Raw genomic sequence first — 18584 nt, forward strand, 5'->3', positions numbered from 1 at the left:
AATAAAATGTATAAAATTCTAGCTGGGTTCGGGTCAATCGTACGTTCACTGTGGATGGTTTTCTCACACGTGACACGTAAACGTGACACCATTCTTTACCCAGAAGTGCCAGCCGAACAAATTGTTCCACCACGTTTCCGTGGTCGTATCGTGTTAACACGTGACCCAGATGGTGAAGAACGTTGTGTTGCGTGTAACTTATGTGCAGTTGCATGTCCTGTTGGCTGTATTTCACTACAAAAAGCAGAAAAAGAAGATGGTCGTTGGTATCCGGAGTTTTTCCGTATCAACTTCTCACGTTGTATTTTCTGCGGTATGTGTGAAGAAGCATGTCCGACGACTGCAATTCAAATGACTCCAGATTTCGAGTTGGGTGAATACGTTCGTCAAGACTTGGTGTATGAGAAAGAAAACTTACTCATTTCAGGTCCTGGTAAATACCCAGACTACAACTTCTACCGTGTAACAGGTATGGCTGTAACTGGAAAAGACAAAGGTCAAGCGCAGCGTGAAAGCGCACCAGTTGATGTACGGAGCTTATTACCATGATGTGGCCATTTTATTTGATGGCACTTGTGGCCATCGTTTCTACGATTCGTGTTGTGACCAACGCAAATCCTGTACACGCTTTATTAAGCTTGATCGTGTCACTTCTTGCAGTTGCAGGCATGTTTATGATCGTGGGTGCGCCATTTGCAGGCGCGCTTGAGATCATCGTCTATGCAGGCGCGATCATGGTGTTATTCGTATTCGTAGTGATGATGTTAAACCTTGGTCAACACACCGTTGAACAAGAACGTAAATGGTTAACATCGTCTGCTTGGGCATATCCAGCACTCATGAGCTTCTTAATGGGCTTGGTGTTGGTGTGGATGCTCGGCTCTGACTACACAGCGGCTGGCCCTGTTATGGGTACTGAAGTTGTGGGTCCAAAAGTCGTTGGCCAAGCACTCTTTACTCACTATTTATTATTGGTTGAAGTTGCTGCCATGTTATTGCTTGCTGCGTTGGTTGCAGCATTCCATCTTGGCAAACGTGAACCAGGTGCAGAAGAGGACAAACAATAATGGGCAACATCCCTTTAGAACATGGTTTGATTGTTGCAACCATTCTTTTTGCACTGGGTTTTTACGGTGTGATGGTGCGACGCAATCTATTATTTATGTTAATGAGCCTTGAAATCATGATGAACGCAGCTGCGCTTGCGTTTGTTTTGGCTGGTAGTGCATGGGTACAACCAGACGGACAAATCATGTTTATTCTGATCTTAACGCTTGCTGCGGCAGAGGCTTGTATTGGTCTTGCGATCGTCCTTCAGTTCTACCATCGCTTCCATCACTTGGATGTGGATGCTGCTAGTGAGATGCGCGGATGAGTTTTTTATATTTAACAGTATTATTCCCGCTCATTGGTTTTGTCCTTTTAGCGGCAGGTCGCAACAAGCTTCCTGAAAATGTCGCTGCCATTATTGGTGTAGGGGCGGTTGGCCTTTCTGCATTGGTTGCTTTGATCGCTGGTCTAGACTTTGTGAATAATGGCAAAGTGACTTATGTTCAACATCTTTGGACATGGTTCAATGTAGGCAATCTAAGCCCAGGCATTAGCTTACATCTTGACGGTTTATCACTGCTCATGATGGGTATGGTGACAGGTGTGGGTTTCCTGATTCACATCTTTGCATCATGGTATATGCGTGGTGAAGAAGACTTCGCGCGTTTCTTCTCTTATTTCAACCTGTTCGTTGCTAGCATGTTGCTGCTCGTATTGGGCGATAACTTAGCGTTATTGTTCTTAGGTTGGGAAGGCGTAGGTCTATGCTCTTACTTGCTGATTGGTTACTACTACCAAAACCCTGCAAATGGTTTTGCAGCAATTAAAGCATTTACCGTAACACGTGTCGGTGACGTTTTCTTACTGATCGCTTTGTTCTTAATTTACCAACAGTTCGGTACTTTAAACATTGCAGAAGTGGTTGCAGCTGCACCAACAGTGATGACACAAAGTTCATCTTTAACCATCTGGACAGCACTGATGTTGTTCTTGGGTGCGGCAGGTAAATCTGCACAGATCCCATTACAAACTTGGTTGGCCGATGCAATGGCAGGTCCTACACCTGTATCTGCATTGATCCACGCTGCAACGATGGTAACCGCAGGTGTTTACCTGTGCTGCCGTATGTACACCGTGTTTGAAATGGCACCGGAAGTGATGATGTTTATCTCAATCACAGGTGCGGTAACGTTGTTAGTGGCTGGTTTTGCTGCATTGGTTCAAACCGACATCAAACGTATTTTGGCTTACTCAACGATGAGTCAGCTAGGTTATATGTTTATGGCTGTGGGTGCTGAAGCTTATCAAGCAGGCTTGTTTCACATGCTGACTCACGCATTCTTCAAGGCATTATTGTTCTTGTCTTCGGGTGCAGTGATTTTGGCTTACCACCACGAACAAAACATCTTCAAGATGGGCGGTTTGTTCTACAAGAACAAATTCCTATTTGCTTGTTTCGCTATTGGTGGCGGTGCATTGGCCGCGATTCCATTCATTACCGTCGGCTTCTTCTCTAAAGATGCGATCTTGGGTGCAGTTTGGGTGCAAGGCGAATCAATCGCAGTGTATAACTCATTGTACTGGGTGGGTGTAGCAGGTGCTTTCTTAACATCGATTTACACATTCCGTCTTATTTGGGTTGTGTTCTTTGGTAAAGAAAATACACCGTATCATGCGATTAAAGGCATTACCTTCTGGGGTCCTTTGGCGATTCTTGCTGTACTTTCAACTTTCGTCGGTGCGGCACTTAAAGCACCTGTGGAAAGCATTTTAAATGCAGCAAAAATTCCAGCATTTGTAATTCCAGAAGCGTTAGAACATGGTATGCACAGCGCAGAATATACAGCTGTGGGTATTGCATTGGTTGGTTTAGTGATTGGTGTGGTCTTGTTTGCGTTTGCTTATAGCGCAGTGAAAGGCTTTGCTAAAACGTCATTGGGTGCAGGTCTTGCAAACATTTGCCGGAATGCACTGGGCTTCGATGCGCTTTATGACATCGTTTTTGTGAAACCATATTTGCTTATTGCGAAGATTTTAGGTCGTGATCCAATTGATCGTTTGTGGTTAGTCTTGCCTGCACTTGTAAAAGGTGGTCATAGCTTCACAAGTTCACGTCAAACGGGTTCATTGCGTGATTACGCATCAAGCATGGCATTAGGTATCTTTGTATTGCTAATGGTCTTGATCGTAACTCAGATCGTGGGGAAATAAGATGGAAATCACAAACAACTGGATTCTACCCGCGCTGATCTTAGTTCCGTTCATTGCTGGTTTTATTTGTTGGTTAGTCGACAAACTCGACGACAAACTGCCGCGTTATATCGCGTTAGTGGGTATGCTCATTACTTTGGGCTTAACTGTTGCGCTATGGCAGACAGGTACATTTAACTACGAACTTGGCGCGAAAGTGCCATCGTGGTCTGCTGAATTCATGTTGCCATGGATTCAGACTTTAGGCATTAACATCCACTTAGCGGTGGATGGTCTATCTCTATTAATGGTGGGCTTAACTGCACTTTTAGGTGTGTTGGCTGTCGGCTGTTCTTGGGGTGAAATTCAAAAGAATGTTGGTTTCTTCCACTTAAACCTTTTATGGTCTTTGGGTGGTGTGATCGGAGTATTCTTAGCGATTGACATGTTCTTGTTCTTCTTCTTCTGGGAGATGATGCTTGTACCTATCTACTTCTTGATCGCACTTTGGGGTCATAAAGGGGCAGAAGGTAAGTCACGTGTTTATGCTGCAACCAAATTCTTCCTCTACACGCAAGTAGCGGGTCTTATCATGCTCATCGGTATCCTAGGCCTTGTGGTTTACGGTTACATGATGACGGGTATGATCGGTTTTGATTACAACTATTTACTAGCTGTAGCCAATACTTTAGACAAAGAATTACCTGCTGTTGCTTTTGCATTCATGCTGTGTTTATTCGTCGGTTTTGCGGTAAAACTTCCAGTTTTCCCATTACATGGCTGGTTACCAGATGCGCATGCGCAAGCACCTACAGCAGGTTCGGTTGACCTTGCAGGTATCTTAATTAAGACCGCTGCATATGGTTTACTACGTTTTGTGATTCCATTCTTCCCAGCGGCTTCTGCACAGTTTGCAGACATCGCGATCATTTTCGGTTTAATCGGTATCTTCTACGGTGCTTGGTGTGCTTTCCAGCAAACCGATATGAAACGTTTACTTGCGTACACGTCAATTTCACATATGGGCTTTGTTTTACTTGCGATTTACGCAGGTAACATCTTAACCTTCCAAGGTTTGATGATCATGATGTTGGCACATGGCCTATCATCTGCTGCATTGTTCATTATGTGTGGTCAAGTGTACGAGCGTGTGCATACTCGTGATATGCGTTTGATGGGCGGTATGCGTGGTCAGTTCCCATATCTTGCATTCTTCCTCATGTTCTTCGTGGCGGCGCTTGTAGGTATTCCGGGTCTAGGTAACTTCATTGGTGAGTTCCTGATCTTGATGGGTTCTTATGCAAAATTCCCAGTGTTTACTATTCTTGCAGCAGTAAGCTTAGTATTTGCAGGTCTTTATGGCTTGATTCTGATCCACAAAGCGTTGTTTGGTACGCCAAACGAAGAACAACAGCAGCACTACAACAACCCATTGAAAGACTTAAATGCGCGTGAAGTAGTGATCTTGTTAATCTGTGCTTTCGGTCTGTTATGGCTTGGTTTGTACCCACAAAGCTTCCTTGATATTTCAAACTCAAGTATGGCGTGGTTAGCGAACAGCTACATTCCTGTACAAGAAGTAGTTGACGTTGCGAGTCAAGCAACTGTTCAACTCGAAAATGTGGAGATGCAATAAGTCATGAACTTCACAATGTCATTTTCTGAGCTTATGCCTTTAGCTCCTGTGATGATCGTTGCTTTAACAACGATCGTCGTGATGATCCTTACTGCAATTAAGCGTAACCATAACTTAATTGCAACAGCATCAGTGGTGGGCTTAAACCTTGCAGCAGCATATGTACTATTCACAATGTTCAGTGGTGCTTTTAAACCTGCGAACGTGATGGGTATGTTCATGGTGGATGCGTTCACCTTGCTGTACCAAGTGATTATTCTAATTGCTGCTTTGGCATGCTGTACTCTGTCGCATGCCTATATTGAAAGCTATAAAGATAACCGTGAAGAACTGTATATCTTGATGTTGTCATCAGTGACTGGTGCAATGTTAATGGTGGCAAGCTCTCACTATGCATCGTTCTTCATTAGCCTTGAGTTGATGTCGATTCCTGTATATGGCTTATTGGCATATACACACCAACGTTCTAAGTCTTTAGAAGCGGGGGTGAAGTACTTGGTGCTTTCAGCAACAGCTTCGGCAATGTTGTTGATGGGTATGGCTTACATTTACGCGTACACAGGTTCAATGTCGTTCTATGACAATGTTCAAGCGTTAATGCAAAACATCCAACAGCCAATGGTACTTTTAGGTTTAGGACTGATTGTTTTTGCTGTGGCATTCAAACTGTCTTTAGCGCCATTCCACAAATGGACGCCAGACGTTTATGCAGGTGCACCAACTCCGATCGCAACATTCCTTGCTACAGCTGCAAAAGTAGCGACGATTGGTCTGTTTGTACGTTACATCCTTACTTCAGGTGCGATTCTTGTTGACTCAATCGTGACGATCTTAACCGTGATTGCGGTGTTATCGATCTTGGTGGGTAACTTCCTTGCAGTGAAACAAGTGAACTTGAAACGTATCTTGGCATACTCTTCAATTGCGCACTTTGGTTACTTGTTGATTGGTTTAATCAGCATGACGTATGCAAGCCTTGGTAACGTATCGGTCTATGTGATCACTTATGTGTTAACCACGATTGGTGCGTTCGGTGCGGTTGCATTGATGTCTAGTCCATACAATAACGTAGACGAAGCAGAAAGTTTAGCGGACTACCGTGGTCTATTCTGGCGTCGTCCAGTGTTGACTGCCGTATTAACGGTGATGATGCTATCGCTTGCGGGTATTCCATTGACAGCGGGCTTCATTGGTAAGTTCCTTGTGGTCATGGCTGCGGTAACGACTCAACATTGGTTCCTTGCTGCGATGATCATCGTTGGTTCTGGCATTGGTCTGTACTACTACCTCCGTGTAATGGTTGTTATGTACATGACACCACCAGATGCACCTCGTGTAGACGCTGTAGATCATTGGGGTCAAAAAGTGGGTGGTATTATGGTGCTTTTAGCTGCGGCAGCAGTGCTTGTGATTGGTATCTATCCAGATCCAATTATTAAGTTAGCACTTCAGTCAGAGATTCTATCTCCAATCCACTTTATGCTTTCTCAACAGCACTAATTTTTAAAAACGTTTCGTTTTAACAAAAAAGCCTCCATCAATTGGGGGCTTTTTTGTTTTTATCGCACGATAAAAAGCTTTATAATGTAAGGAATTTTATTTTACCTTTTAGGTGCTCTCCCGTGGCTATCCATGAAATTCGTCATCCACTGATTCGTCATAAGCTTGGTCTTCTTCGTCGTGCCGATATCAGCACTAAAAACTTCCGTGAGCTGGCTCAAGAAGTGACCATGCTGTTGACCTATGAAGCGACCAAAGATTTGCCTGTTTGCGACCATGAAATTGATGGTTGGAATGGTAAAGTAACGGTAGATCGCATTGTGGGTAAAAAAATCACGGTTGTGCCAATTTTACGTGCGGGTATTGGTATGTTGGATGGTTTTTTAAACCTGATTCCAAGTGCTAAAGTGTCTGTACTGGGTTTAGAGCGTGATGAAGAAACGCTTGAAGCACGTACTTATTACAAAAAATTAGTTCCAGATGTACAAAACCGTTTAGCGATGATCATCGACCCAATGCTTGCAACGGGTTCTTCATTGGTTGCTGCGATTGATGTATTGAAAGCAAGTGGCTGTAAAGACATCCGTGTGATGGTGTTGGTTGCGGCGCCTGAAGGCATTAAACGTGTTTTGGATGCGCATCCAGATGTCACTATTTTCACGGCTTCAATTGACCAAGGCTTAAATGCTAATGGTTATATCGTGCCGGGTCTAGGCGATGCGGGCGACAAAATCTTTGGTTCAGTTCAAAAAGATTAAGATTGAGCCCCAGCAAAAAGAGGCTTTTATAGCCTCTTTTTTATATACTACAACAAAGCGTGTACATATTAGGATCTGTTTATGAAGGCCGAGCAATATCAAGGAAAAGTTAAGCAATATAACGCTGACAAAGGTTTTGGCTTTATTTCCTCACCTGAAGGCGACGTATTTTTTCATATCTCGGATTTCCCTGCAGACTCAGGTGAGCCGAAACGCAATGAACGCGTGAAGTTTAATGTGGTTGAAAATGGCGATCGCTATAAAGCGATTAAAATTGAGCGGGTTGAAGACAACTCTGCCAAAGCCAAGAAGTCGAAAGTCTCAAGTCATAATAAATCGATCACCACAGATTTATTGTCTAATTTTCGACGTTAAGTCAGCGCTGATTCAGAGTTCAATCGTGCAAATGTTAATCTTTGCATTTTGAAGCAAAGAGGCTTTTTAGCCTCTTTTTTATTGATTACAATACGAAAAATACAGTTGAATAGAGCAGATTATGTTTCTGAAAGGAAAAATCAAAAGCTTTAGTACCCCACGTGGTTTTGGTTTCATTGAAGTGGAAGAGGATATTGATGATGTATTTTTTCATATCAAAGATTTGCCACAGAACAACATTGAACCCAAGATTGGTGAAGTGCTTCAGTTTATGATTGTAGAAGACCAAGGCAAGTTTAAGGCTGGCAATATCCAGCGGCTCGGTCTGACCTCAGAAAGCAAAGCCACGACATCATCAAATAAGAAAAAAGCACGTACCCAGGCCTCACCACGTTACCATGAGGCAGGGCATAAAAGTACCATCATCACCGTGATTGGGATCATCATCGTCGCGGTACTGGGCTTTTTGACCTATGGGAAATATCAAAGTTATAGTGCAGAAAAACAGCGTAAAGCTGAACAGTTGATGCTCGAGCAGCAACAGATTGTAGAAGAACAGCGTAAAGCTTTAGGAAAGTTGCCCGATCAAATCTTATCTGAGCAAGGGAAGCGTAATTTAGAGGCAGGTCTGCATCAGACCAATCAACCACGTTCTGAACGTGTAACGGAAAGTATTGATAAACAAAATGGTCGTTTACCTGTCAGCACTGGACAGTTTAAATGCGATGGACGAACCCATTGCTCTCAAATGCGTTCTTATGAAGAAGCGGTTTATTTCTTAAGGAATTGTCCAAATACCCAAATGGATGGGAACAATGATGGTGAGCCTTGTGAGCGCCAATTTGGGAAATAAAAAAAGCACCCTTGGGTGCTTTTACTTACTTATTTTTCGCAGAATTTCATAAAGGCTTTGAGTCCTGGGCCTTGGTACTTCTGACGATGCACCAACATGAACAGTGGACGCGTGAGAGACCAAAACGGAGTATCAAGCACCACTAACTGGCCTTTTTCGCGCAAAGGTTCCGTTGCCAGTTTTGAAATACATGACATCCCTAAACCACCCGCCACGATTTTTAAAATCGCTTCATTATGACCCAAGGTTAGACGGATATTGGCATCAGGCAAGTCTTTTAAAATAGCATTATCAAACACTTCACGCGTACCTGAACCTTCTTCACGCAAGATCCACTCGACCGATTTAAAGTCTTCAGGCGTTAATGTACGATTTAACTGCGCCAGAGGATGATCTGGTGCACAGCAGACGGCTAATTCATCATCACGCCAGTGAATACACTGGAGTTGTGGTAAGTGACAAGAGCCTTCAATCAAGGCCAAATCCAGTTGGAACTGATTCACCGCCTCAATCATTTGACGGGTGTTACCAACTTGTAGCTGTAAATGGGCTTGAGGCTGAATTTGTAAGAAGTCAGCCATCAGGTCAGGCATGAGGTAGTCACTGATGGTCAGTGTTGCACCCAAACGCAAATCAATGCTTTGTAACTCACCTTTAGCGGCTTGCTCGAAAGCATCACAGCGACCCAAAATTTCTAAAGCTTGTGGCAGCAGGAAACGACCCAGATCATTGAGCTGAAGACGCTTACCTAGACGGTCAAACAGAGGAGCCCCCAAACCGTCTTCTAGATCTGCTAAAGCCATACTCGCAGCACTCTGGGTGAGTCGAACCGCATCACTGGCTTTGGTTACTGTGCCTTCTTGAGCAACTGCTACAAAAACCGCCAACTGGCGTAAAGTCATGCGCATGAATATAGCCTTAACATTTAAAAAATATTAACAAATTATGTGGTCATGCTAACATGAGCAACGTCTTTGATGCCACGCTGAAATCATGTCAATTGAAAAATTTAGCCTAGAAAAGGTTTTATCCGTACACCGTTGGACCAATACACTTTTTAGCTTCACCATGACGCGACCTGCACATTTTAAGTTTACCGCAGGACAATTTGCCCGTATTGGCATCAAAGTGGGTGATGAATTGGTGGTTCGAGCGTATTCGGTGGTGTCCTCTCCTTTTGATGAAACTTTAGAGTTTTTCTCGATTGTGGTGCCTGAAGGTGCATTTACCTCAAATTTACAGCACTTAAAAGTCGATGATGACATCTACCTCGAAAAGATCCCGTATGGCTTTTTGACTTTGGCACGTTATCAGTTGCCGTTACCAAAAGACTTATGGCTACTTGGCACAGGGACAGGGCTGGCACCTTTTATTTCAATGCTACAAGACTTTGAGACGTGGTCGAAGTACGAGAGCATTACACTGGTCTATAGCGTACGTACAGCCTCTGAACTGGCCTATGCAACACGTATTCAGGAAATTGCAGAGACTTTTGGTGAAGGGCATACAGGCTTTAAATTTGTGCCGATTATTACCCGTGATCCGCATGCGCCACTGCATGACCGCTTACCTGTACTGATTGAAAATGGTGAGCTTGAAAAAGCAGTCGGTTTGAGCCTAGACCCAGAAACCAGCCATGTGATGCTGTGTGGTAACCCGCAAATGGTTGAAGACACCAAAGAAGCCCTGAAAGCACGTGGTCTGACCATGAACCGCCGTGGTGAAGGAAATATCGCGGTCGAAAACTATTGGTAAGCTTCAAAAGCTCACATGGATAGCGATAGCAAAGTATTGCTTAAACACTGCTTTAGCACAGAGAAATAGACGAAATATCGCGCAGGTTTTGTTGTTGACTGAAACACTTTAAACTGAGGAGCAGTGGGGTAAATGCTAAAAATGGATTCATTTCGTAATCGGTTGATGGTGTTATTTGCTGGTTTGGCGTTTACTTTGGGGCTCTGTATTACCTTATATATCGGTAAAACTGCTTCGGCTCAAATGAGTAAATCCAGCGGTCAAACCTTATATATTGCTGCGAAGAGTATCAGTAATACTTTGGCAAATTCGTTGACAGAACGTGAACGGGAAATGGTGCTTTTGAGTCAATCACCGTTTATTGCTGAGGCAGACTTTAATAATCCACGTGTTCAACAGCAACTCGATCAAGTTAAAAAATCATATCAATATTATGCATGGCTTGGGATTGCGAACCCCGAAGGTAAAGTCGAAGTTGCAGCAAATCATTTATTGCAAGGTGCAGATGTATCTGAGCGAGATTGGTTTATTCACGGTTCCAAGCGAGTGTATTTGGGCGATGTACACAAGGCTGTTCTACTCGCCAAAAAAATCAAGGCCATTAACCCGAATGAACCGATGCGATTTATTGATTTTGCAACTCCCATTTATGACCCTACGACGCATAAAATAAAAGGCGTTTTGGCTGCGCATGCAGACTGGAGCTGGGCAAGCCATGTGCTGAAAAGCTCGCTATCTGAAAATGCTGCACAACGTGGGATTGAAGTGTTCATTGTGAACCAAGTGGGTGAAATTCTATATCCGTTTAAAAGTATTGGTCAGGTGAACCCTCCGAGTTTTAGCAAACAACATGGCAATTACTTTGTGCATGACTGGGGAGAGGGACAAAACTACCTCACCACGGATGTTCCTGTATTTTCAAAAACACAGATGAACTTGGGTTGGCATGTCATGATTCGCCAGCGAGTTTCGATAGCCTTGGTAGAAGTTCGGTCACTGCAACATCAAATCTTAGCTATTGGTTTTGTGATTTCATTACTGCTACTTTTTGTGACTTATCGCTTAGCGAATCGTTTTAGCCGTCCAATTGAAAACTTGGCAAAAAGTGCGCATGCAGTCGAGCAGGGACGTGAGGACGTTTATTTTGAGGCGAATACCAGTATTCGAGAAATCAAAGGCTTGTCACAGTCATTAAATCGTATGACCGACACACTGTTGACCCAAAAACATCAGTTAATGGATGCCAATACAACGCTTGAACAAAAGGTTCAGGAACGCACACAGGAACTTAAAACGGCCAATATAGAATTAGAAAAGTTGGCACGGCATGATGCACTGACAGGATTATATAACCGCCGTGCATTGACCGATTATCTGGACTATTTATACGCTCAGTTTACACGTAGTCATGTGGGCTATGCGGTGCTGTTGTTGGATGTAGATTACTTTAAAAAAGTGAATGATCAGTATGGGCATGAGGTGGGTGATCGAGTCTTAAAAGGCGTGGCACAGGTGTTGTCTTCGAACATCCGTGAGTCGGACTTTGTTGCTCGTTATGGTGGTGAAGAGTTTGTGGTGCTGTTGCCTACGACCACGCTTGAAGGTGCAATGGTTTTGGCTGAAAATCTACGTCAAGCTGTCGAACAAGCCCCAATTTTGGATCAGCATCCCATCAGTATTAGTATTGGGGTGAGTGTGGTTCAGGTCACAGATAGTGATGCACAGACCGCCATGCGCCGTGCTGACCAGCATTTGTACCAAGCCAAAGCGCAAGGGCGTAACCGTGTGGTTGCACTTTAACATTTAGACTTTGACTGTGGCAGATTGGGGCGATCTGCTACACTGACGTATCTTCTGCTTTACTGTGCATTGTTGTGATGTCTTACGATATAAAAATGAGCCAACTGCCTAAGGTTGAGCGCTCCCCGCAGCAGAAAAAATTAAATCGTTTGATTGAGCGTATTGAACAGCAAAAACAAGAGCTGGCAGCATGGCAAAATGCGCAAGCCGATATTCAAAACCATACGCGCAGCAAGCTTTTACCAGTGTATAGTGAGTTACATGCAGTTTTATTTGAACAGCTCGATACTCTGTGGAATCACTTGGCCAGCGATGCCTTTAGCAAAGCTAATTTAGTACAGATTGACACCAAAATAGCCGCTTTAGCCAAGATGCTAAAAAAATCACAGATGCTAACTTCCGCGCAGAAAGAACAGGTAGAGAAAGTGGATACTTTCTATATGCAGCATGCAGAGCATATACGCGTGAAGAAAACCAAAGCGAACTCAATACAAAGTCATGACCTCGCTGAAACGGTAGAACAAAACGTGGACGTAGACTGGGAAAATTATGAACATAATTCTGCCCAATATGAAGCAGAGCGAGAACGTGCCAAGCAGTTAAAACAGCAAGAAAAACGTGAGCAAGCCGCCCAAATGGCAGCCCAGTCGCTGAAAACCGTATATTTAAAAATTGCCGCCATGATTCACCCTGACCGTGAACCTGATGAAGCGAAGAAGTTAGATAAGACTGAACTTTTGCAGACGGTCAATGAAGCTTACGCAGAGCAGGATTTATTTTATTTACTGAAACTCCAATTACAGCTAGAGACCAATAAAGGCCTAAGCTCAAAAGCTTTAAGTTCGGAACAAGTGAAGTTTTATCAGTTGTCTTTGGAAACGCAGAGTCAGAACTTGCAAAGTCAGTTAGAGGAGATTTTTGCGTCTTTTCATTTGAGCAGTCATATCAACACTACGCAGCTCAAAATAAATGATATGTATAAGGTAATTGATAAGGATGTTGCTGAGTTAAAACAGCAGTTGAAGTGGGAAAAAGAGCGGTTAAAGCATATGAAAAAGATGAGTGGGGTAGAGATGTTGTTGGGGCATGGGGTGCTGTAACCTCTCCCCTTGCGCAGCAGCGCCGCTCATCTCCTAGAAGGAGAGGGAACTTCATTGCGTATCGAATAATTATTAAATTCACAAAGGATGCTCCCTCTCCCTCAGGGAGAGGGCTGGGGTGAGGGTAATTAAAATGGAAAATAAAAAATGAAACTAGACCCACAATTATTAGAATTCGCCAAAACCATGCGAAGCAATGCTACTGATGCAGAACACCTTATGTGGCAACTACTCCGTGCTAAACGATTTATGAATTTGAAATTTCGCAGACAGTATGTGATTGCTCCCTATATTGTGGATTTTTACTGTCATGAATTAGGTTTAGTCATTGAGTTAGATGGCAGTCAACATGGCACAGACGATGCGATTGAATATGATGCTGAACGTACCAATTTTTTAGAAACTTTGGGTTTTAGAGTTGTACGGTATTGGAATCATGATGTGCTGGGGCGGACGGATGTGGTGTTGGATGATTTGTGGCGGAGATGTTCTGAATTTAAACAGACCTCTCCCTAACCCTCTCCTAAAAGGAGAGGGAACATCCATTGTTAAATTCATGCGTAATCTTTAGGTCAGATGGGGCTCCCTCTCCCTATGGGAGATGGTTGGAGTGAGGGTCTATTAAAAATAGCGTGATTGATTTTTTTGAAAATGATATAAAACAAATAATTAAGAATATAATTTGAGGGTCTAATGAATTCAAAAGTGGAAATTAAAACTAAAGAAGATCATGGTCTATGGTATGACAATAATATTGATCCATACAAAGGATTAGCGGAAATTATTGCTGTAACCTTAAAAAATTCATTAATTTCGCAAAAAATTAGCTTTGTAGATGTTCCTTTCCGACATAAAACTAAAAAAAGTTTCCTAAAAAAAATTAAAGATAAACTTTCAGAGAAAGATTACAGTCCAGCTTTAATGACTGATTTGGCAGGAATTCGTGTAATTACCTTGATTGAAGCTGATGTGCAAAAAGTTTGTGATTTAGTTAAAGAAATGTTTAATGTGCATCAAGCGGATAGTGTAAATAAATCCGAAAGCTTAGGAGAAGAAAAAGTTGGTTATCGATCAGTACATTTTGTATGTGATGTAGGAGAAGAGCGTGTAAAACTACCAGAGTTCTCAGCTTATAAGGGATTATGCTTTGAGATTCAGATTAGAACTGCGTTAGAACATGCATGGGCAGAAATAGAGCATGATCGAGGCTATAAGTTAGGAGGGAAATTACCATCACATCTTAATAGACGTTTCAAGCTTCTTTCAGGATTATTAGAATCAGCTGATTTGGAGTTTAATCGTCTTACAGTAGAAATTGAAAATTATGCAAAAGAAATTGATATTAATGACGAGAGAAATGATAAAGAGTTTGAGTTAACAACTATAGGTATTAATTCTTTATTGGATGAAAAATATTCCCATTTAATTAGTGTGGGTACATTTGATGCAGAGCTGATAACGTTAGATGTAATTAAAGAGTTAGAAGATTTCGGAATTAAATCTTTAAATGAGTTAGATAAATTAATAAAAGAAGTGAGTCAAACTTATAAATTTTCAGGTGAAAATAGTTATATTGGTTTTTTAAGGGATGTTATGTTAATAACGGATATGAATAAGTATTTTAAAAATTCTTATTCTGAAATAAAAAATAAATGGGCTAGTAATGATCGTTGTGGGTTTGAATTTTTATTACAGAAATATTCTGAAGATGAAATTATTAAAACCCATAAACACTATGGCGTGATATTTGAAGATTAGTCAAAAAATCCCCTCAAATGAGGGGATTTTTTATATCAAATCACAGCATTAAAGAGCCGCAATCTGCTCCATATTCGCTTTAATCTTCGCTAACTGGTCAGCAAACTCAGCCAGTTTCACTTTTTCACCTTCAACCACAGCTGCAGGTGCTTTCGCTACAAAACCTTCATTCGAAAGTTTGCCTGCAATGACGTCATGCTGCTTTTGCACTTTGTCTAAGTCTTTCTGTAAACGACCAAGTTCCGCTTTCGGGTCAATCAAGCCCTTCATTGGAACAAAGACAGACACGTGACCTACAACAGATGAAGAAGACAATGGTGGTTGTTCAGCATCCGCCAAGAAAGTAATGCTTTCTACTTTAGCTAAAGCTTTAAACAAGGCTTCAATACGCGTGATCTGTGCTTTTTCAGCTTCCGTCGTGTTTTGTAGCAATACTGGTAATAGACGTGCATTACCTAAGCCCATTTCACCACGGATGTTACGTACTGCACCAATCAAACCTTGAAGCCATTGCATATCTGCTTCAGCCTGTTCGTTTACACGCTCAGGGTTAGCAACAGGGTACTGCGCCAGCATGATGGTTTCGCCAGAAATACCAAGTTTCGGTGCAAGTGTCTGCCAAATTTCCTCAGTCAAATACGGCATGATTGGGTGTGCAAGACGTAAAGATGCTTCCATCACCGCAAGAAGTACACGACGAACTTCAGCTTTACGTTCAACCGATACGTTTTCATCATTCAGAACAGGTTTCGTCAGTTCGACATACCAGTCACAGTATTCATTCCAAATGAACTCGTAAATCGCTTGTGCAGCCAAGTCTAAACGGTAAGTTGCAAAGGCTTGTTGTACCGCAGCTTCTGCTTTTTGCAGACGGCTCATGATCCACTGTTCAGGCAATTCCCAAAGGTCTTGACGAACTTCAGTACCAATCACTTGCTCTTCACAGTTCATCATCACGAAACGAGTTGCGTTCCAGATTTTGTTAGCAAAGTTACGGTAGCCTTCGACACGTTTCATATCGAACTTAATGTCACGACCCGTGTTGGCAAGTGCACAGAAAGTGAAGCGAACCGCATCTGTACCATAGGCTTGAATGCCTTCTGGGAATTCTTTACGGGTTGATTTTTCAATCTTTGCCGCTTGTTTCGGGTTCATTAGACCTGTAGTACGTTTTTGTACCAAAGTCTCAAGGTCTACACCGTCAATCAAATCTAATGGGTCAAGCACGTTGCCCTTAGACTTCGACATTTTTTGACCTTCGCCATCACGAACTAGACCGTGAACATAGACCGTTTTAAACGGGACTTGTGGCGTACCATCTTCATTCTTCATGAAATGCATCGTAAACATAATCATACGAGCAACCCAGAAGAAGATGATGTCAAAACCAGTCACTAACACATCAGTTGGGTGGAAGGTATTGAGGAAATAGTTTTCCGCATCTTTCTTGGCATCACCCGTCCAACCAAGAGTTGAGAAGGTCCACAGCGCAGAAGAGAACCAAGTGTCGAGTACGTCTTCGTCTTGGCTAAGCGTAACATCAGCAGGGATGTTATTTTTGGCACGGACTTCCGCTTCGTCACGACCGACATAGATGTTGCCTTCAGCATCGTACCAAGCTGGGATACGGTGACCCCACCAAAGTTGACGAGAGATACACCAGTCTTGAATGTTGTTCATCCACGCCATGTACATGTTGCTGTACTGTTCAGGCACGAACTTGATGCGACCGTCTTGAACCGCTTCAATGGCAGGTTGCGCCAATGGTGCAATTTTCACATACCATTGATCGGTCAAAAGTGGCTCAACGATTACGCCTGAACGGTCACCGCGAGGTGGTTTCAAGGTATAAGGTTGGATTTGATCTAACCAGCCTTCAGCCTCTGCTTGTTCAACCAATTTTTTACGTGCTTCAAAACGCTCTAAACCAATATAGTCCGCAGGTGCAGCAATGGTTTTAGAAATTTGCTCACCCGCTTTCGCGATGTATTCAAACTCAGCCAATACTTCTGCATTTTTATTGAAGATATTGATGATTGGCAATTCACAACGCTTACCGACTTCATAGTCGTTAAAGTCGTGCGCAGGGGTGATTTTCACACAGCCTGTACCGAATTCTTTATCGACATATTCATCTTTAACGATTGGAACAGCACGACCTGTAATTGGCAGGATAATGTTCTGACCAACGAGGTGCGTATAGCGCTCATCATCCAGTGCCACAGCAACAGCGGTATCACCGAGCAAGGTTTCAGGACGAGTGGTTGCGACAACGATATGGTCTTTACCATCATGCGTACGTAGGTTTTTATCTTCAAAGAAATATTTGAAGTGCCACAGTGAACCTGCTTCTTCTTTATCCGACTCAACTTCAAGGTCAGAAAGGGCAGTTTGTAGCTTCGGATCCCAGTTTACCAAACGTTTGCCACGGTAAATCAAACCGTCTTCGTGCAGTTTAACGAACACTTCCTTTACAGCATTGGATAAACCTTCATCCATCGTAAAGCGTTCACGCGACCAATCGACTGATGAACCTAAACGACGGATTTGACGGGTGATGGTGTCGCCCGATTGTTCTTTCCATTCCCAGATTTTTTCGATGAATTTTTCACGACCAAGGTCATGGCGGCTGACACCTTGAGCACCTAATTGACGTTCAACCACCATTTGCGTTGCAATACCCGCATGGTCTGTACCCGGTTGCCATAAGGTATTTTTACCTGACATACGGTTGTAGCGTGTTAAGGCATCCATAATGGCATTGTTAAAACCATGACCCATGTGCAAGCTACCGGTGACGTTTGGTGGTGGAATCATGATACAAAATGACTCACCTTTTTCAGAGGGCTTGAAATAGCCACGTTCTTCCCAAGTTTGGTACCATTTTTTCTCGATCTCGGTCGGATCGTAAGTTGTAGCGATATTTTGCGCTGAATCAGTCATAGTTCAAACAGTTCAAAAGTAGATAAAAAATTGTATCTATTGTAGCAAAGAAATCGCAAATGGGGGCATGTAAAGCAAATGCGTTGATCTAGCAATTGCGACATGATGCAGAGCGCTTTATGATGTGTCTAAACCTAGAGTGCGCAGTGTTCGCAGTAAAAATCAAAAAAAGGGGGGATCATTATGACTTATCAAATATCATTAAAATTAAAACCTGAAACTCACCAACGCTTTGCCCACATTCATCAACAGCTTAATGCCGGCGAAAGCCAAAGTCTTGCCAAACCTTTGGGTGAGGTTTTAGCGGATATTTCATGTGAAGTGATTGATCAAGTCTTTGGCGATCTTGCACGCTTGTCTACCTCAGGCGATGGGGAGTCTGAGAAAATTATTCAGCACATTGTAGACACTATACGTAAGTACATGCCGTGGTCCGTGTCGTTTTTTTCAAATGACCGTCTAATTCCAATGGTGAATTATCTAGAGCAAATGATGTATGACACCGAGAGCATGCATTTTTTAAGCTACCCAGTCGAAAAAACCTTAGTCACCGAACTTTTGGGTTGTGCGGAACAGATGGAAAAGGGCAATAACAGTTATGTTGCTCCAGCTTTGAAGGTGTTTACGCAAATTGTCGATCAAGGGGTGACCAGTCTGGTTCGTGAACCCAAAAAAATGCTTAAATTTAATCTGGTGGTCGATAAAACACTAAATGGGGTGATTAACTTAACGACCCAGTTGGGCTATAAACGTTTTGATAAATTAGGGCGTATCTATGATGCGCAGATGATGAGTCAATATTTCGATCATTTCCTGACTTTTTTAAATGATCAATCTGCAAATAAAACTTCGGTATGAGGCAATAA

The 18584-nt window shown here is 42.7% G+C and carries 17 protein-coding genes; 15 read left to right on the forward strand and 2 right to left on the reverse strand.

Annotated elements, in window-relative coordinates:
* The first annotated feature begins 6 nt into the window (after nucleotides 1-6).
* The 9 genes from nuoI (at nucleotide 7) to PTT44_RS02875 (ending at nucleotide 8362) form a co-directional block, all read left to right on the forward strand.
* Entirely contained in the window at nucleotides 7-549 is a 543-nt protein-coding gene (gene nuoI / locus PTT44_RS02835) for an NADH-quinone oxidoreductase subunit NuoI (protein WP_004651038.1), read from the forward strand.
* On the forward strand, nucleotides 549-1067 hold the full coding sequence (gene nuoJ / locus PTT44_RS02840) for an NADH-quinone oxidoreductase subunit J (protein ID WP_171056751.1): 519 nt from the start codon (nucleotides 549-551) through the stop codon (nucleotides 1065-1067). The genes nuoI and nuoJ overlap by 1 nt, the downstream gene beginning before the upstream one ends.
* Nucleotides 1067-1375: an NADH-quinone oxidoreductase subunit NuoK gene (nuoK, locus tag PTT44_RS02845; protein ID WP_004695395.1), complete on the forward strand. Its 309-nt coding sequence runs from the start codon at nucleotides 1067-1069 to the stop codon at nucleotides 1373-1375. Before nuoJ ends, nuoK begins: the two co-directional genes overlap by 1 nt.
* The gene (gene nuoL / locus PTT44_RS02850; RefSeq protein ID WP_094148762.1) at nucleotides 1372-3261 is read left to right on the forward strand and encodes an NADH-quinone oxidoreductase subunit L; all 1890 of its coding nucleotides are present in this window, start codon (nucleotides 1372-1374) and stop codon (nucleotides 3259-3261) included. Before nuoK ends, nuoL begins: the two co-directional genes overlap by 4 nt.
* A 7-nt stretch (nucleotides 3262-3268) precedes the next feature.
* Nucleotides 3269-4876, forward strand: a complete 1608-nt coding sequence (gene nuoM / locus PTT44_RS02855; RefSeq protein ID WP_171065421.1) for an NADH-quinone oxidoreductase subunit M — start codon at nucleotides 3269-3271, stop codon at nucleotides 4874-4876.
* A gap of 3 nt (nucleotides 4877-4879) precedes the next feature.
* Nucleotides 4880-6376, forward strand: a complete 1497-nt coding sequence (gene nuoN, locus PTT44_RS02860) for an NADH-quinone oxidoreductase subunit NuoN (protein WP_273795530.1) — start codon at nucleotides 4880-4882, stop codon at nucleotides 6374-6376.
* A 122-nt stretch (nucleotides 6377-6498) separates the two neighbouring features.
* Nucleotides 6499-7134, forward strand: coding sequence for a uracil phosphoribosyltransferase (gene upp / locus PTT44_RS02865; RefSeq protein WP_058870138.1), 636 nt, complete (start codon nucleotides 6499-6501; stop codon nucleotides 7132-7134).
* Between the two features lie 81 nt (nucleotides 7135-7215).
* Complete coding sequence (locus tag PTT44_RS02870; protein ID WP_005400349.1) at nucleotides 7216-7509, forward strand: cold shock domain-containing protein; 294 nt, start codon at nucleotides 7216-7218, stop codon at nucleotides 7507-7509.
* A gap of 121 nt (nucleotides 7510-7630) precedes the next feature.
* Nucleotides 7631-8362 (forward strand): cold shock domain-containing protein, encoded by a 732-nt coding sequence (locus PTT44_RS02875; protein ID WP_168158200.1) that lies wholly within the window; start codon nucleotides 7631-7633, stop codon nucleotides 8360-8362.
* Between the two features lie 29 nt (nucleotides 8363-8391).
* Here the strand turns inward: PTT44_RS02875 and gigC are convergent, their stop codons facing one another.
* The gene (gene gigC / locus PTT44_RS02880) at nucleotides 8392-9270 is read right to left on the reverse strand and encodes a LysR family transcriptional regulator GigC (RefSeq protein WP_010327351.1); all 879 of its coding nucleotides are present in this window, start codon (nucleotides 9268-9270) and stop codon (nucleotides 8392-8394) included.
* Between the two features lie 85 nt (nucleotides 9271-9355).
* Between gigC and PTT44_RS02885 the strand changes: the two genes are divergently transcribed.
* From PTT44_RS02885 to PTT44_RS02905, 5 genes are all read left to right on the forward strand, one after another.
* Entirely contained in the window at nucleotides 9356-10117 is a 762-nt protein-coding gene (locus PTT44_RS02885) for a ferredoxin--NADP reductase (protein WP_168158199.1), read from the forward strand.
* 132 nt (nucleotides 10118-10249) lie between these two features.
* Nucleotides 10250-11917: a sensor domain-containing diguanylate cyclase gene (locus PTT44_RS02890; RefSeq protein WP_168158198.1), complete on the forward strand. Its 1668-nt coding sequence runs from the start codon at nucleotides 10250-10252 to the stop codon at nucleotides 11915-11917.
* A 77-nt stretch (nucleotides 11918-11994) separates the two neighbouring features.
* Nucleotides 11995-13017: a molecular chaperone DnaJ gene (locus tag PTT44_RS02895; protein ID WP_168158197.1), complete on the forward strand. Its 1023-nt coding sequence runs from the start codon at nucleotides 11995-11997 to the stop codon at nucleotides 13015-13017.
* A gap of 147 nt (nucleotides 13018-13164) precedes the next feature.
* A complete protein-coding gene (locus PTT44_RS02900) occupies nucleotides 13165-13533 on the forward strand; it encodes an endonuclease domain-containing protein (protein WP_168158196.1) in 369 nt (122 codons plus the stop codon).
* A gap of 177 nt (nucleotides 13534-13710) precedes the next feature.
* A complete protein-coding gene (locus PTT44_RS02905) occupies nucleotides 13711-14775 on the forward strand; it encodes a GTP pyrophosphokinase (RefSeq protein WP_168158195.1) in 1065 nt (354 codons plus the stop codon).
* Between the two features lie 48 nt (nucleotides 14776-14823).
* Here PTT44_RS02905 and PTT44_RS02910 read toward each other — a convergent pair whose 3' ends face one another.
* A complete protein-coding gene (locus PTT44_RS02910; RefSeq protein ID WP_168158194.1) occupies nucleotides 14824-17718 on the reverse strand; it encodes a valine--tRNA ligase in 2895 nt (964 codons plus the stop codon).
* 183 nt (nucleotides 17719-17901) lie between these two features.
* On the opposite strand from PTT44_RS02910, the gene PTT44_RS02915 reads away from it, so the two are divergent.
* On the forward strand, nucleotides 17902-18576 hold the full coding sequence (locus tag PTT44_RS02915) for a hypothetical protein (protein WP_168158193.1): 675 nt from the start codon (nucleotides 17902-17904) through the stop codon (nucleotides 18574-18576).
* Nucleotides 18577-18584: the final 8 nt, after the last annotated feature.

The organism is Acinetobacter sp. Gutcm_16, from assembly GCF_028649355.1.
GTDB lineage: Bacteria > Pseudomonadota > Gammaproteobacteria > Pseudomonadales > Moraxellaceae > Acinetobacter > Acinetobacter johnsonii.